Here is a 15289-nt window from a genome sequence, read left to right on the forward strand (position 1 = left end):
GATGAAAGAGACAGAATTAAAAAATACTTCTGAGACTTCTGAAATGGAAGTCCAGAACCTCTCCGGTCAGGATAAAGCAAGAAAGCATCGGAAAACAGCAAAAGCAGCCATTTCCTTTATTGTAATGATCGTATTGCTGGTTGCATTATTCTTTGCGGCAGTGAATATCGGAAGCCTGAAAGTCAGCTTCCCGGAACTACTGAAAGGATTATTTGTAAAGTACAATGAAGACGTGGCAACAATCTATGACTTACGATTCCCACGAATTGTAATCTCCATGTTAGCCGGAGCTGCGATAGCGGTATCGGGTGTGTTATTTCAGGCGGTATTAAAAAATCCACTTGCCGATCCGGGAATCATTGGTATTTCCAGTGGAGCAAGTTTTGCGGCGGTACTCATTACCGCATTTGCACCGACTTTATTTTTTTTCACTCCATTATTTGCATTTCTTGGCGGTGTGATTGCATTTGTCTTAGTTTACAGCCTGTCATGGAAAGGGGGATTAAGTCCCTTAAGAATTATCCTTGTCGGTGTGGCAGTCGATGCAATGTTCACCGGCTTATCCAGTGCGTTAAATTCTATGAACGGCGGAAATATGTCCGGCGTGGCAGCAATCGTCAATGGAAACATTACAATGAAAACTTGGGATGATGTGAAAACATTAGTGCCGTATGTAATTGTGGGATTGATTCTGGCACTGATTATGACGAAGATGTGCAATCTGTTAGCACTGGAAGATAAGACAGCACGAAGCCTTGGAATCAACGTTAATGTAATGCGTATCGTGATTTCACTGATTGCCGTATTACTTGCAAGTATTTCAACGGCAGTAGCCGGAGTAATCAGTTTCTTAGGACTGATTGTTCCACATATCGGAAGAATTCTGGTAGGAAGTGACCACAAGGCATTAGTACCATTCAGTGCTTTGTTCGGAGCGTTTACATTCCTGCTAGCAGATACCATCGGAAGAACGATAGCCGCTCCGTATGAGGTATCCGCATCCATCATTATGAGTGTGGTCGGAGGCCCATTCTTCATCATTCTGTTAAGGAGGTCTAAGAAGTATGCGAAGTAACTACGAAGAAATTGAGTTGACCTCAGAAGAATTGGACTTGATTCGGGAAGATTCAGCTTTTGAACAGAAGAAAAGAAAATCTAAGGTTGATAAGTGGGCAGACAAGCCTGCGATGGAAGTCAGAGACCTGCATTTTTCCTATGGAAAAAATAAAGTCTTAAAGGGCGTATCCCTGAAGATTGAAGAAGGTAAAATTACAACGATTATGGGAGCAAACGGATGTGGTAAATCTACTCTGTTTTCCCTGATGACGAAAAACCTTTATCCGAGAAAGGGAAACATTTTCCTCAAGGGTAAGAACATCCAGAACCTGAACTTAAAAGAATTCGCCAGAAAGGTTGCGATTGTTCAGCAGTATAACAGTGCATCAGACGATATCACTGTTGAGAATCTGGTGGCATTCGGAAGAACCCCTCATAAGAAAATGATGCAGGGAGACAGTGCCGAAGATGAGCGTATGATCCAGTGGGCATTGGAAGTAACCAATCTGACAGAATATCGTGACAGGGAAGTGTCAAGACTTTCCGGTGGACAGCGTCAGCGTGTATGGATTGCAATGGCACTTTGTCAGGGAACAAAGACTCTGTTCCTCGATGAGCCGACCACATATCTGGATATCCGGTATCAGATTGAGATTTTGCAACTGGTTAAAAAACTTAATCAGGAATTTGGAATTACCATCATCATGGTACTGCACGACATCAATCAGGCAATCGCATATTCGGATAATGTCATCGGTATGAAAGATGGAAAAGTGCTGGTGGAAGGTGATCCGGAAGAAGTGATTACGGAAGAGAGTATCAGGGAGCTGTATGGCATTGAACTTGGTGTGACAAGGGTTGATGGCAGAAAATTTGTATTGGCGGTGTAAGAAGATGAAAAATCCTTTAAAAGTAGTATGGATCGTGCTTGGATTTCTTTGTCTGGGACTTGGTACGATAGGAATTGTACTTCCTATCCTGCCAACCGTTCCGTTTTATATGGCAACACTGTTTTGCTTTGCAAAGAGTTCTAAGAAACTGCACGACTGGTTCGTAGGAACGAATCTTTATAAGAAACATCTGGACAGTTTTGTTCAGAAAAGAGCCATGACAATGGGAACAAAATGCAAGATTATCGGAATGGTAACGGTAGTCATGGCAATCGGCTTTATCTGCATGAAGAATGTACCAATCGGAAGAATCTGTATCGCAGTTGTGTGGGTATGCCACCTGTTATACTTCTTCTTAAGAGTTAAGACAGAAAAGCCTGAAGCTGAAATGGCAGAAAGCGTAGAGTAAGATGGACAAAGTAGAAAAGAAACGGCAGAAAGAACAGTATGTCGTGGAAGAGATGATCCGGCTGTATTGCCGAAAAAAACATCCGAAAGAAAAAAGACAGGAAGGGCAGATGTGTCCTGACTGTCAAAGACTTTCGAATTATGCAAAACAAAGAAGCCAGAAGTGTCCATTTATGGAAGAAAAAACGTTCTGTGCGAATTGTAAGGTACATTGTTATAAGCCGGAGATGAGAGAACAGATCAGGCAGGTTATGCGGTTTTCAGGACCAAGGATGCTGTTGTATCATCCGGTGCTTGCTATCTGGCATCTGGTGTGTAGCAACAAAGAGAAGAAAAAGTAAGGAGTTACTTATGATTAAAACAAGACTGGTGGGGCTGTTGTCCCACGCAAAAAAGTATATCGTGTATACGATTTTGTGGCAGTGGGCAGCCCTCCTGTCGCAGGTATTGGCAGTCTTTTCTATCGCAGATTTACTGGAACGGGTAGTATACCGGGCAGTAACCGTACCGATCATTGAGCGGACAATATTGATTTTAGTTCTGGTTGTGGTGATCCGATTTATCTGTGAACGGATGGGAGCAAGGTCTTCCTATCTGGCGTGTGTGGATGTAAAGCGGATTCTGCGTGAAAAGATTTATGAGAAAATGTTAAAGCTGGGAGCTTCCTACAGTGAGCAGGTATCCTCTTCGGAGGTCGTACAGGTGTCAACTGAGGGTGTGGAGCAGTTGGAAACATACTTTGGAAAATATCTTCCACAATTATTTTACAGCCTGATCGCACCACTGACCTTATTTATCATTCTTTGCAGAGTGAGCCTGAAAGCGAGTGTGATCCTGCTGATTTGTGTACCGCTGATCCCTATTTCTATCGTGGTGGTACAGAAGATTGCAAAGAAATTACTGAATAAGTATTGGAGCATCTATACTGGACTGGGAGATTCGTTCCTTGAGAATTTACAGGGACTTACCACATTGAAGATTTATCAGGCAGACCAGCAGAAAGCAGACGAGATGGATGTGGAATCCCAGAACTTTCGTAAGATTACGATGAAGGTGCTGACCATGCAGCTCAATTCCACAAGCGTGATGGATATTGTAGCATATGGCGGGGCAGCGATTGGTATGGCAGTGGCTGTATCGGAATTTTTGAAAGGAAATATTTCTGTAAGCGGAACGCTGTGCATCGTCCTGCTTGCCAGCGAGTTTTTCCTGCCACTCCGTCTGCTTGGTTCTTTCTTCCATATTGCAATGAATGGTATGGCAGCAAGTGACAAGATCTTTAAGATATTAGATCTGCCGGAGCCACAGGCTGGAGAAAAAACGCTGCTGGACGGAGCGTTAGATATTACACTTACAGATGTTCATTTCTCTTACGAAGAAGACAGAGAGATTTTAAAAGGAATCAACCTAAATCTTCCGGCAGGAAGCTTTGTATCACTGGTTGGAGAATCTGGATGTGGCAAGAGTACGATCGCCGGAATCCTGGCAGCCAAGAATCGGGGATATACAGGAGAGATCACAATCGGAGAGATTCCTCTTTCGGAAGTGAATGAATCGGATTTGATGAAACACGTAGTGCTGGTCCGTCATAACAGTTATCTGTTCAAGGGAACAGTGGAAGAGAATCTTCGTATGGCAAAACGGGATGCGACCACAGAAGAGATGGAAGCTGTCCTTCAGAAAGTCAATCTGTTAGGATTCTTACAGACGCAGGATGGATTGCAGACACAGTTATTGGAAAAAGCAAGCAATTTGTCCGGCGGTCAGTGCCAGAGACTGGTGATTGCAAGGACATTGTTAAAGAATGCATCAGTCTATATTTTTGACGAGGCAACTTCGAATATTGACATCGAAAGTGAAGAACTGATCATGAATGTTGTCCATGAACTGGCAAAGACAAAGACGGTGCTTCTGATTTCCCACCGACTGGCAAATGTCGTGAAGTCTGACCAGATTTATTTCTTAAAGGACGGAGAAATCAAAGAAAGCGGAAAGCATGAAGAGCTGATGAGCCAGAATGGTGTGTACAGACATCTGTATGAAAGCCAGATGGCATTGGAAAACTATGGGAAGGAGGGCAATGCGTAATGAGTAAAGTGAATCATCATACACAGAATAATGATACAGCAACAACGAAAAAACGCAGAAGTGCCATCCAGATCATGGGAAGCCTGATCGGACTGGTGAAACCTCTGCTCCATATCATGCTGGCAGCAATCATCCTTGGAACAGTGGGTTACTTGTGTGCAATCTTCCTGACAATACTGGCAGGACAGGTCATCGTGCATGGACTTCTGACAGGGGCAGCCGGAATGATTGTTCCGGTAGACAATATGTGGCTGGTATTTACCCCGGTGAAAACGATTATCACGGTGATGATCGTGATTGCAGTGCTTCGTGGAATCCTGCATTATGTGGAACAGTATTGTAATCATTTTATCGCATTTAAACTATTGGCAATCATCCGTCATAAAGTGTTTGAGGCATTGAGAAAGCTCTGTCCGGCAAAACTGGAAGGACGGGATAAGGGAAATCTGATCTCTATCATCACAACGGATATTGAACTTCTGGAAGTGTTCTATGCACATACCATTTCTCCAATCGCCATTGCCACACTGACATCTCTGATCATGGTGATCTTTATCGGAAGATATCACTGGCTGGCAGGACTTTTAGCTCTGGCGGCGTATCTGATTGTTGGTGTTGCGATTCCGATGTGGAATGGCAAACGTGGCAGCCAGAAGGGAATGGAATTCCGGACAGAGTTTGGAGAACTGAACAGCTTTGTGCTGGATTCACTTCGCGGACTGGACGAGACAATTCAGTACGGACAGGGAGAGCAGAGAAAAGAGCAGATGTCTGACCGCTCTAAAAAGCTGGCAGGGATGCAGGAAACACTGAGTAAAAACGAAGGATTACAGAGATCATTTACCAACATGATTATCCTGCTGGCATCATTTGGAATGCTTGCACTGACCATCTGGCTGTATGCAAAAGATGAGATGGGATTCGAAGGGATCTTAACCTGTACCATCGCAATGATGGGCTCATTCGGGCCAGTAGTGGCACTGTCAAGCCTGTCTAACAATCTGAACCAGACACTGGCGAGTGGTGAGCGTGTACTTTCACTTCTGGAAGAGATACCGCTTGTAGAAGAGATTCCGAGGGATGTGGAATCTTCCGACGCAGAGAGCAAGGAACATGCATTTGCAGGAGCAGAAGCAGAGAATGTAACATTTGCATATGTGATAAATGAAGCAGAGACAGAGACGATACTGGACAATTATTCGTTGAAATTGCAGCCGGAGCAGATCACAGGCATTCACGGAGCCAGTGGTTCCGGAAAGTCAACACTTCTGAAACTGTTTATGAGGTTCTGGGATGTGCAGGAAGGAAGCGTATCGGTAGATGGTGAGGATGTCAGAATGATTCCGACCAGGCATCTGAGAGATATGGAAAGCTATGTGACTCAGGAAACGCACCTGTTCCATGATTCGATTGCGAACAATATCGCCATTGCAAAACCGATTGCAACACGAGAAGAGATTGAAGAAGCTGCAAAGAAAGCATCCATCCACGATTTTATTATGACACTACCGAAAGAATATGATACAGAAGTCGGAGAACTCGGCGATACGTTGTCAGGCGGAGAAAAGCAGAGAATCGGTATCGCAAGAGCGTTTTTACATGACGCACCGATGATTCTGATGGACGAGCCTACGTCCAATCTGGATTCGCTAAATGAAGGAATTATTCTGAAATCTCTAAAGGAATCAGCCAGGAAGAAGACAGTTGTCCTGGTGTCTCATAGAAAATCTACTATGAACGTTGCAGATGTGGTTTATGAGATGGAGAATGGAAGATTGTCCTAGCTTTTGATAAAAATATTCATTAAGAACAGTTAGCTTTGACTAGCAACCAAGTGTAAGGATATGATAGAGAAAACTTCAGATAAACGAGGTGATACAATGAAACAGCACAGGTTTTGGGCATGGGCTATGGTATTTTGTATGGGAATGTTGTTTTATACCGGAAAGAAGCACAAATAAGCAAAATATGAGATTGAGATGCAGAAATGGAGGAAGTATGATGGATGTTTTTAAATTGAAAAACCTTGGAATATTTGCAGGCGGTGTATTATTTGGAACAGCAGGTGTTAAGATGTTGTCCGGTCGGGATGCCAAAAAGGCTTATACAATCTGTACAGCGGCAGTTCTTCGCGCAAAAGATTGTGTTATGAAGACGGCAGAGACAATACAGGAAAATGCAGAGGATATCGTAGCAGAAGCAAAGCAGATGAATGAAAAACGTGCAGCGGAAGAGAAAGCAGCTGTTATGGAAGAAATGGACGTCTTTTCGAGTGAGGATGCTGCGAAATCCGAGGAAGTATAATTGAAATTTATTATTAAGCATGAGATCCCGGGAAGAATCCGTATTCATTTGATGCAGAAATATATGTCATGTGAGGAAGCTGATATATTGTTGTATTATCTGAATACGCTGGGATATGTCACGCAGGCAAAGGTTTATGAACGGACGGCCGATGCCTGCGTTTGCTTTAACGGCGGAAGAGAGCCTTTGATTCAGGCGTTGCAAAGATTCCGATATGAGTCCGTGGATGTTCCGGATACAGTACTTGCTGATTCGGGAAGAAAACTAAATCATACATATCAGGAGAAACTAATGCGTAAGGTAGCTCTTCATTATGCGGGAAAGCTGTTTCTTCCTTATCGTATCAGGACAGTTTGGACAATATTAAAATCGGTTCGATATCTGAGGGAAGGCCTAAAAAGTCTGGCGAAGAGAAAAATGGAAGTGTCTGTACTGGATGCGACAGCAATTGGAGTCTCTATTATACGAGGAGATATGGATACTGCTAGTTCTGTCATGTTTCTTCTGGGGATTGGAGAGATACTGGAAGAATGGACCCATAAGAAATCGGTTGGAGATCTGGCTCGCAGTATGGCTCTGAATGTTTCGAAGGTGTGGTTAAAAAGTGATGAACAGGAAATTCTTGTGGATTCCCGACAGATTAAAGAAGGAGATACTATTGTGATCCATATGGGAAATATCATTTCATTTGACGGAGTTGTTTTAGAAGGAGATGGAATGGTAAATCAGGCATCTCTTACCGGCGAACCTCTTCCAGTTCATAAAGAAAAAGGTGGTTATGTGTATGCCGGCAGTGTCCTGGAAGAAGGGGAGCTTGTAATTTTCGTTAAGAAAGCTTCAGGAGCTTCCCGGTATGAAAAGATTGTCACAATGATTGAAGAATCTGAAAAGCTGAAATCTTCTGTCGAAGGAAAAGCAGAAAAGCTGGCAGACAAGCTGGTTCCTGTGACACTTGCTGGAACGGCAATCACCTGGATTCTTACAGGAAACATAACAAAGGCACTATCGGTATTGATGGTAGACTTCTCCTGTGCACTGAAGCTCGCTATACCCATTACAGTATTATCTGCAATCCGCCAGGCTGGAACTTATGATATTACCGTAAAAGGTGGAAAATATCTGGAAGCCGTTGCGGAGGCCAGGACGATTGTATTTGACAAGACTGGTACTCTGACAAAGGCAAAACCTACGGTGAAGATGGTAGTTCCGTTCTGCGATAAGGAAGAAAAGGAATTACTTCGGTTGGCAGCTTGTCTCGAAGAACATTTTCCACATTCTATGGCAAAAGCGGTTGTACATGCGGCGAAACAGGCAGGACTTGACCATGAAGAAATGCATTCAAAGGTGGAATATATTGTTGCCCACGGAATTTCTTCCTATGTGGGAGAAAAACGGGTAATTATCGGAAGCGCACATTTTGTTTTTGACGATGAAAAATGTCAGATTCGTGATGAATATCAGACACAGTTTGAAAATTTGCCGGAAGATTATTCGCATTTATATCTGGCCGTAGATGGCATTCTGGAAGCTGTGATCTGTATAGAAGATCCCCTGCGAGAGGAAAGTACAAAAGTCATACGGGTATTGAAAGAGGCTGGATTTACGAAGATTGTTATGATGACCGGAGACAGTGAGCGTACTGCAGCTGCTGTGGCAGCAAAAGTCGGTGTGGATGAATATTATTCGGAAGTATTACCGGAAGATAAAGCAAAATTTATTAAGCAGGAAAAAGCGACCGGCAGAAAAGTTTTGATGGTAGGTGACGGAATTAATGATTCACCGGCACTATCAGCAGCGGATGTGGGAATTGCAATCAGTGATGGTGCGGAACTTGCCAGAGAAATTGCGGATATTACGATTGCCGCAGATAATCTATACCAGATTGTCAGACTAAAATATTTAAGTAATGCATTAATGAAACGGATTCAGAGAAACTATCGAAAGATTGTAGGAATTAATACATTCCTGATTCTCCTGGGAGTTGGAAGCGTGATACAGCCGACTACATCGGCGATGTTTCACAATGTTTCAACACTGGCAATCAGTCTGCAGAGTATGCGGGATTTGTCGGGGATTATTACAGAAAGAATAGAGAAAGAGGAAAAGACGGTTTAATCTGCCGCCTTTTCCTCTTTTTTATCAGATGTAATGGTATGTTCCTCGATAAATTTCTTCATAGCCTGAAAACTTTCATCACTGATCTGGTGTTCCATTTCACAGGCATCTTCCGTGGCAGTCTTCGGGTCAACACCAAGAGAAATCAGCCAGTTAGATAGTACCTGATGCCGTTCATAAACACTTGTAGCAATCTCCATTCCTTTATCCGTTAATGTAATGAAACCTGCCTGACTGACAACAATACAGCCATTTTCACGAAGGTGTTTCATGGCAACACTGACACTTGGTTTGGAAAAATTTAATTCTACAGCAATATCAATAGAACGTACAACAGGTAATTTCCTGCTTAATATCAATATAGTTTCCATATAATCTTCGGAAGATTTGTTGTGTCGCATGTTATCTCCTTTCAATTTTGGTTAGTTAAAACTACTTCCTGTTGCTTTCATTGTAACAGTCATTTTTAGGAAATTCAAGACCGAAAGAATGGAAAAGGCACTATTTTTTAATGAAAAATATTATCAAATATAGTTATTGACATGCAATTAAAGTGAGAATATACTAACTATCGTAAGAAGCAACTGATAATTTTTATTAGAAAGCGAAAGCGGGTGGATTATGATGCCGTTAACAATGGCTGAAACTGGTCGGGAGATTCAGATCAGAAAAATTGGCGGAAAGGATGAGACCAGACGTTTTTTGGAAAGCCTGGGATTTGTGATGGGCGGATTCGTTACCGTTGTATCAGAAATCAATGGAAACCTGATTGTAAAAGTGAAAGATTCGCGGGTGGCAATCAGCAGAGAAATGGCGAATAAGATTATGATCTAGGAGGGAATGAGAAGTGGCTACATTAAGAGAAGCAAAGTGCGGTCAGACCGTAAAGGTCGTGAAAATTCATGGTGAAGGTGCGGTGAAGCGCAGGATCATGGATATGGGAATCACGAAGAATGTGGAAATCTACATAAGGAAAGTAGCACCGCTTGGAGATCCGGTAGAGGTAACTGTCCGGGGGTATGAGCTATCTTTGAGAAAAGCGGATGCGGAAATGGTAGAGGTACAATAGTACTTATTTTTTTTGAAAATCGGTTAGATAAAACTAAAAATAATTTGTAATGTATAATCAGAAAGAGGGAGAATATGAGAGTCAAAATTGCACTTGCAGGTAACCCGAACAGTGGAAAAACGACGCTGTTCAATGCGCTTACCGGATCAAACCAGTTTGTGGGTAACTGGCCGGGAGTAACGGTAGAGAAAAAGGAAGGAAAAATTAAAGGATATACAACGAAGGGAGAGGAAGCCGTACTGGTGGATCTCCCGGGTATCTATTCTTTGTCACCGTACACGCTGGAAGAAGTGGTATCCAGAAATTTTTTAATCGGTGAAAAGCCGGATGCGATCATCAATATTATTGACGGAACAAATTTGGAGAGAAACCTGTACTTGACCACACAGCTTACAGAACTTGGCATTCCAGTAATCATTGCTGTCAATATGATGGATCTGGTAAAAAAGAATGGGGAAGAGCTGAACATAGACCGTCTCTCAAAAGACACCGGCTGTAAGGTCGTTGAGATTTCCGCACTTAAGGGTGAAGGAATCGACCAGCTGATTCGCAGGGCGGTTGCAATTGCGAAAAGCGGAAAAAATATACAGCCGGCACATAAGTTTGACGGATGCGTAGAACATGCAATTGCTCATATTGAAGAGGCAATCTCGGGACATGTGGATGAAAGTATGGAACGCTGGTATGCAGTGAAACTGTTCGAACGGGATGAAAAAGTGCGCGAAAGCCTGAAACTTTCGAAAGCACTTCTCAATCATATCGAAGAAGACATTGTAAGCTGTGAAAAAGAGATGGAGGATGATGCAGAAAGCATCATCACCGGAGAACGTTATAACTACATTGGAAGTATTATCGAAGATTGTTATAAAAAGCGTGTGAAGAAACAGATGTCGGTGTCAGATAAAATTGACAGCATCGTGACCAACCGTTTTCTGGCGCTTCCGATTTTTGCGGTTGTGATGTTTATCGTCTATTATGTGTCTGTTACTACGGTGGGAACCATTTTGACAGACTGGACCAATGATACATTGTTCGATGAATGGATCATCCCGGCAGCACAGACCGGTCTGGAAGCCATCGGCTGTGCAGATTGGTTAACGGGTCTTTTGGTCGATGGTATTGTCAGCGGTGTTGGTGCGGTGCTTGGATTTGTTCCACAGATGCTGGTATTATTCCTTTTCCTTGCATTCCTGGAAGGCTGTGGATATATGGCACGTATCGCATTTATTATGGACCGTATATTCCGTAAATTTGGTTTATCCGGAAAATCTTTTATACCGATGCTGATTGGTACGGGATGCGGTGTTCCGGGTGTTATGGCTTCCAGAACGATTGAAAATGACAGAGACCGTAAAATGACGATCATGACAACTACTTTTATCCCTTGTGGAGCAAAACTCCCGATCATTGCCTTGATAGCAGGTGCATTATTTGACGGGGCGGCATGGGTGGCACCAAGTGCATATTTTGTTGGAATTGCTGCAATTATCTGTTCCGGTATTATTTTAAAGAAAACGAAAATGTTTGCAGGGGATCCGGCACCATTTGTTATGGAACTTCCGGCATATCACCTTCCAACGGTAGGAAATGTACTTAGAAGTACGTGGGAGCGTGGCTGGTCCTTCATCAAGAAAGCAGGAACGATCATTCTTCTTTCTACCATCTTCGTATGGTTTGCACAGGGCTTCGGATTCGAAGGCGGAAGCTTTGGTATGGTAGAAGATATGAATAACAGTATTCTGGCAGCGATTGGCTCAGCCATTGCATGGATCTTTACACCGCTTGGATGGGGCGACTGGAAAGCGGCCGTTGCAGCAATTACAGGACTTGTAGCGAAGGAAAATGTTGTGGGAACATTTGGTATCCTGTACGGATTTGGAGAAGTGGCTGAAGACGGAGCAGAGATCTGGGGAAGCCTTGCCGGATCTATGACAGCAGTGGCAGCGTATTCATTCCTGATCTTCAATCTGTTGTGTGCACCTTGCTTTGCGGCAATGGGAGCAATCAAGAGAGAGATGAACAATGCAAAATGGTTCTGGTTTGCCATTGGATATCAGACCATTCTTGCGTATGCAGCATCCCTGTGTGTATATCAGGTCGGAACTTTGATTACGGCAGGAACGTTTGGAATCGGGACAGTTGTGGCATGTATCATCATTGTTGGCTTTTTGTATCTGCTGTTCCGTCCTTATAAGGAAAGCCAGAGTCTTACTGTGCCGAAAAGTGTAGCCGGTAAAATAAGAGCATAAATAGGAATCAGTTGCAATGGATAGTAAGGAGGCACAGAGTTTATGGGAACAGCAATCATATTGGTTTTACTTTTAGGAGCAGTAGGAATGATCATACGAAGCATGATTAAGGATAAAAAAGCCGGGAAATCTTTACAGTGCGGACAAAATTGCAGTCACTGCAGCGGACATTGCCATGGAAGATCATAAAATAAAAAAAGAACCTCGGTTTCCCGGTCTTGGAGAAGGTGACATAGATACAAATGGTTATCAGACAGTTCCTATGCAGAAAGACTATTTGATAGAGTGTCTCAGAAAACAGGGGTTTAGAATTACAAAACAAAGGAAAATATTAATTGATATTATTCTGAATGAATGCTGCGGCTGCTGTAAAGAAGTATATATTCTTGCCGCTAAAAAAGATCCGGGAATAGGGATTGCAACAGTCTATCGAACGGTTGATGCCCTTGAAAAAATAGGGGCTTTGAAACGAGGAACCGCATATCAGTTGTGTGATCATAAAAACAGGGTGTGCCAATGCTGTCTGGTAGAACTGGAAGACAGTTCTACTGTTAAACTGGATAGTAACTCCGTGGAAAAGATCATTAAGAGCGGAATGCAAAATAGCGGGCTTTGTGATGGAAAAAAAGTAGTGGGAATCACATGGATGCAAGCAGATGATCATTTGTGATGGAAGAATAAAATGATGCTATAAATGGATAACAGGGAATTCTTGGATGATGAAATAATCTATTAGGGGATTCCCTGTTTCGTATAAAACGAATAGGTAGTGTAAAGTATCCTATGAAAAATTGAAGGTGAAAAAATGATAGTAAAATTTCAAAATGCTGTCAAAACATATGGAACCGGAGAAGGAATGCAGATAGCGGTAGACCATATCAGTTTTAGTATTGATGAAGGCGAGTTTGTGGTAATTTTAGGTCAGTCCGGTGCAGGAAAATCCACGGTACTTAATATGTTAGGAGGCATGGATCAGCCTTCGGAAGGAATCGTAACAGTAGCCGGAAAAGAAATCTCCTCCATGAATGATAAGCAGCTTGGTTCCTACCGGGCAGATGTGATTGGCTTTATCTTTCAGTTTTATAACCTGCTTCCAAGCCTGACAGCATATGAAAACATTGCACTGGTAAAGAGCATTGTAAAAAATGCAGGCGATGCAGATGAACTTTTGCAGTTAGTTGGATTAGAACATTGCAGGGACAAATTTCCGTCGCAGATGTCTGGGGGAGAGCAACAGAGAGTGTCCATTGCAAGAGCATTGGCAAAGAACCCACAGATTTTATTGGGAGATGAACCTACCGGTGCACTTGACTCAGAAACTGGAGTGATAGTGCTGGAACTTTTACAGAAGCTGTGCCGTGAGCAGGGAAAGACAGTTATATTGGTAACTCATAATGCGGATATCGCGAAATGTGCAGACAAGGTCATCCGTATGAAGAACGGAAAAATAAAAGAAATTCAGAGGAATGAACACCCGGCTTCCGTAAGGGAGGTTGAGTGGTAATGTTACGAAAAAAGCTTTTAAGAGAGATGAGGCACAACTGGGGACAATTTCTTTCTATCTTCCTGCTGGCATTTTTAGCGATGGCACTCTACTGCTGCATGGAAGGGCATGTACTTGCGCAGCATTCTGCGAGAGCAGAATTTCATAAAGAATGTAATCTGGCAGACCTTTGGATTTACGGAGAAGGATTTTCCGAGGAAAACTTACAAGCAGTCAGGAATCTTGATTTTGTCAAGGATGCCGGGCTTCGTATGTCGGTTACCGGGTCTGCACCGGAGTGTGATGGTGCGCAGGTCGATATTTATCTGGAAAGAGAGAATATCGTAAATCGGCCGTACTACATAGAAGGAGAGGCTTTTGATCCTGCAGATAAGGATGGAATCTGGCTGACATCGGCCTTTGCCGAGGTAAGAAATATAAATGTAGGGGATGATTTCACCATTTCCTACAATGGAATTACTTTTACAAGAAAAGTAAAGGGGCTTATAGAAAGTCCGGAATATGAATTCCGACAGGCAGAAGGTGATGCAGATATTTACATAGAAAATATTGCTTTCGTATATATGTCGTATGATGCATTCCCGATTCGGGATTATGTGGAGCATTTGATTATACAGGGAAAAATCACTGCCAGGAAGGTGGCAGAGGAAACCAATCTGTTAGATGAGCAAATGAATGCACTTGCTGAAATTGGCATGAGCATTGATGACATTACGCAGGATATGCTACTGGAGAGAGTGGAACAGATCAGTGATGAAAAACTGGCGAAGCTGATGCCTTATACGCAGATGCTTGTGACCACCACGGATGGGAAAGCATTGGAGCATGAGGATGAAATTTCAAAGGCACTTCATGGAGAATATGCAGCCATGGTGGATGAACATTCTATCCCGGGCATTGAAAGATTAAACAGTGAGCTTTCACAGCATGAATCTTTTTCGTGGATGTTTGTCATTGTTTTTGTCGGAATCGCGATTCTTGTCATTGCAACAGCCATGAGCCGTATGGTAAAGAAACAGAGGACACAGATCGGCACCCTAAATGCACTGGGAATGAAGCGGTATAAAGTAGTTCTACATTATGTCAGTTTCAGTCTGTTTGTTTCTCTTGCAGGCGTATTGGCGGGTTTATGGGTTGGTTCTGCCCTGCTGGCGCCGTTTATGGTGGATATGTTTGCCACATGGTATATTGTTCCGGGATTAGAGGGTGGATTCCAGCTGGAATACCTTTTAATCGCTGCACTGATTGTGATTGTATGCAGTCTGGCAGCCTATCTCAGCTGTAAAAAAATATTAAAGGTCAGACCTGCAGAAGCGCTCCGCCCGGCACCTCCAAAGCAAGGGAAAAACTGCATCTTTGAAAAATGGCCATTTTGGGGGAATCTTAGATTTAACAGTCAGTACAATCTTCGGGATATATCTCGTGCTAAATTGCGTGCCGTAATGGGAATCATAGGTACTGCGGTGGGAATGCTTTTGATGATATATGGTATTGCCTGCAATTCGCTTGTAGATCAGATGGAGGAATTATGTTTTGATAAAATCCAGAATGCGGATTATTCTATGAATCTTTCTTCTGACGCAAAACTTAGTGATGTCGATGAGAT

The 15289-nt window shown here is 42.9% G+C and carries 16 protein-coding genes; 15 read left to right on the plus strand and 1 reads right to left on the minus strand.

Annotated features, from left to right (window positions below):
- Position 1: 1 nt before the first annotated feature.
- From ACQRBH_RS12150 to ACQRBH_RS12185, 8 genes are all read left to right on the plus strand, one after another.
- Complete coding sequence (locus tag ACQRBH_RS12150; RefSeq protein ID WP_154322071.1) at positions 2 to 1075, plus strand: FecCD family ABC transporter permease; 1074 nt, start codon at positions 2 to 4, stop codon at positions 1073 to 1075.
- Positions 1065 to 1946: an ABC transporter ATP-binding protein gene (locus ACQRBH_RS12155; RefSeq protein WP_330641416.1), complete on the plus strand. Its 882-nt coding sequence runs from the start codon at positions 1065 to 1067 to the stop codon at positions 1944 to 1946. Before ACQRBH_RS12150 ends, ACQRBH_RS12155 begins: the two co-directional genes overlap by 11 nt.
- Positions 1947 to 1950: 4 nt before the next feature.
- Positions 1951 to 2355, plus strand: coding sequence for a YbaN family protein (locus tag ACQRBH_RS12160; protein ID WP_117540336.1), 405 nt, complete (start codon positions 1951 to 1953; stop codon positions 2353 to 2355).
- Position 2356: 1 nt separating this feature from the next.
- Positions 2357 to 2695 carry a nitrous oxide-stimulated promoter family protein gene (locus ACQRBH_RS12165; RefSeq protein ID WP_154322072.1) on the plus strand — a complete coding sequence of 113 codons (339 nt, stop codon included), beginning with the start codon at positions 2357 to 2359 and terminating at the stop codon, positions 2693 to 2695.
- Between the two features lie 10 nt (positions 2696 to 2705).
- Entirely contained in the window at positions 2706 to 4442 is a 1737-nt protein-coding gene (locus ACQRBH_RS12170) for an ABC transporter ATP-binding protein/permease (protein ID WP_154322073.1), read from the plus strand.
- Positions 4442 to 6226, plus strand: coding sequence for an amino acid ABC transporter ATP-binding/permease protein (locus ACQRBH_RS12175; protein ID WP_154322074.1), 1785 nt, complete (start codon positions 4442 to 4444; stop codon positions 6224 to 6226). The genes ACQRBH_RS12170 and ACQRBH_RS12175 overlap by 1 nt, the downstream gene beginning before the upstream one ends.
- Positions 6227 to 6440: 214 nt before the next feature.
- Positions 6441 to 6746 (plus strand): DUF6110 family protein, encoded by a 306-nt coding sequence (locus ACQRBH_RS12180; RefSeq protein WP_154322075.1) that lies wholly within the window; start codon positions 6441 to 6443, stop codon positions 6744 to 6746.
- Positions 6747 to 8861, plus strand: coding sequence for a heavy metal translocating P-type ATPase (locus ACQRBH_RS12185; RefSeq protein WP_427761888.1), 2115 nt, complete (start codon positions 6747 to 6749; stop codon positions 8859 to 8861).
- Here ACQRBH_RS12185 and ACQRBH_RS12190 read toward each other — a convergent pair.
- Positions 8858 to 9262, minus strand: coding sequence for a metal-dependent transcriptional regulator (locus ACQRBH_RS12190; protein WP_427761890.1), 405 nt, complete (start codon positions 9260 to 9262; stop codon positions 8858 to 8860). The genes ACQRBH_RS12185 and ACQRBH_RS12190 overlap by 4 nt on opposite strands.
- 220 nt (positions 9263 to 9482) lie before the next feature.
- On the opposite strand from ACQRBH_RS12190, the gene ACQRBH_RS12195 reads away from it, so the two are divergent.
- From ACQRBH_RS12195 to ACQRBH_RS12225, 7 genes are all read left to right on the plus strand, one after another.
- Positions 9483 to 9695 carry a FeoA family protein gene (locus ACQRBH_RS12195; RefSeq protein WP_278999730.1) on the plus strand — a complete coding sequence of 71 codons (213 nt, stop codon included), beginning with the start codon at positions 9483 to 9485 and terminating at the stop codon, positions 9693 to 9695.
- A 13-nt stretch (positions 9696 to 9708) separates the two neighbouring features.
- On the plus strand, positions 9709 to 9930 hold the full coding sequence (locus ACQRBH_RS12200) for a FeoA family protein (protein WP_278999729.1): 222 nt from the start codon (positions 9709 to 9711) through the stop codon (positions 9928 to 9930).
- A 74-nt stretch (positions 9931 to 10004) separates the two neighbouring features.
- Positions 10005 to 12179 (plus strand): ferrous iron transport protein B, encoded by a 2175-nt coding sequence (feoB, locus tag ACQRBH_RS12205; RefSeq protein WP_427761891.1) that lies wholly within the window; start codon positions 10005 to 10007, stop codon positions 12177 to 12179.
- A 42-nt stretch (positions 12180 to 12221) separates the two neighbouring features.
- Entirely contained in the window at positions 12222 to 12368 is a 147-nt protein-coding gene (locus ACQRBH_RS12210; protein ID WP_278999727.1) for a FeoB-associated Cys-rich membrane protein, read from the plus strand.
- On the plus strand, positions 12355 to 12849 hold the full coding sequence (locus ACQRBH_RS12215; RefSeq protein WP_278999726.1) for a transcriptional repressor: 495 nt from the start codon (positions 12355 to 12357) through the stop codon (positions 12847 to 12849). Before ACQRBH_RS12210 ends, ACQRBH_RS12215 begins: the two co-directional genes overlap by 14 nt.
- Before the next feature lie 135 nt (positions 12850 to 12984).
- The gene (locus tag ACQRBH_RS12220; RefSeq protein WP_278999725.1) at positions 12985 to 13683 is read left to right on the plus strand and encodes an ABC transporter ATP-binding protein; all 699 of its coding nucleotides are present in this window, start codon (positions 12985 to 12987) and stop codon (positions 13681 to 13683) included.
- Positions 13683 to 15289 (plus strand): ABC transporter permease (locus ACQRBH_RS12225; RefSeq protein WP_427761893.1); only part of this gene is annotated, 1607 nt, incomplete at its 3' end. The genes ACQRBH_RS12220 and ACQRBH_RS12225, both read left to right, overlap by 1 nt.

Origin of the sequence: Bariatricus sp. SGI.161 (assembly GCF_050313695.1) — a bacterium.
Taxonomy (GTDB): Bacteria; Bacillota; Clostridia; order Lachnospirales; family Lachnospiraceae; genus JAFBIX01.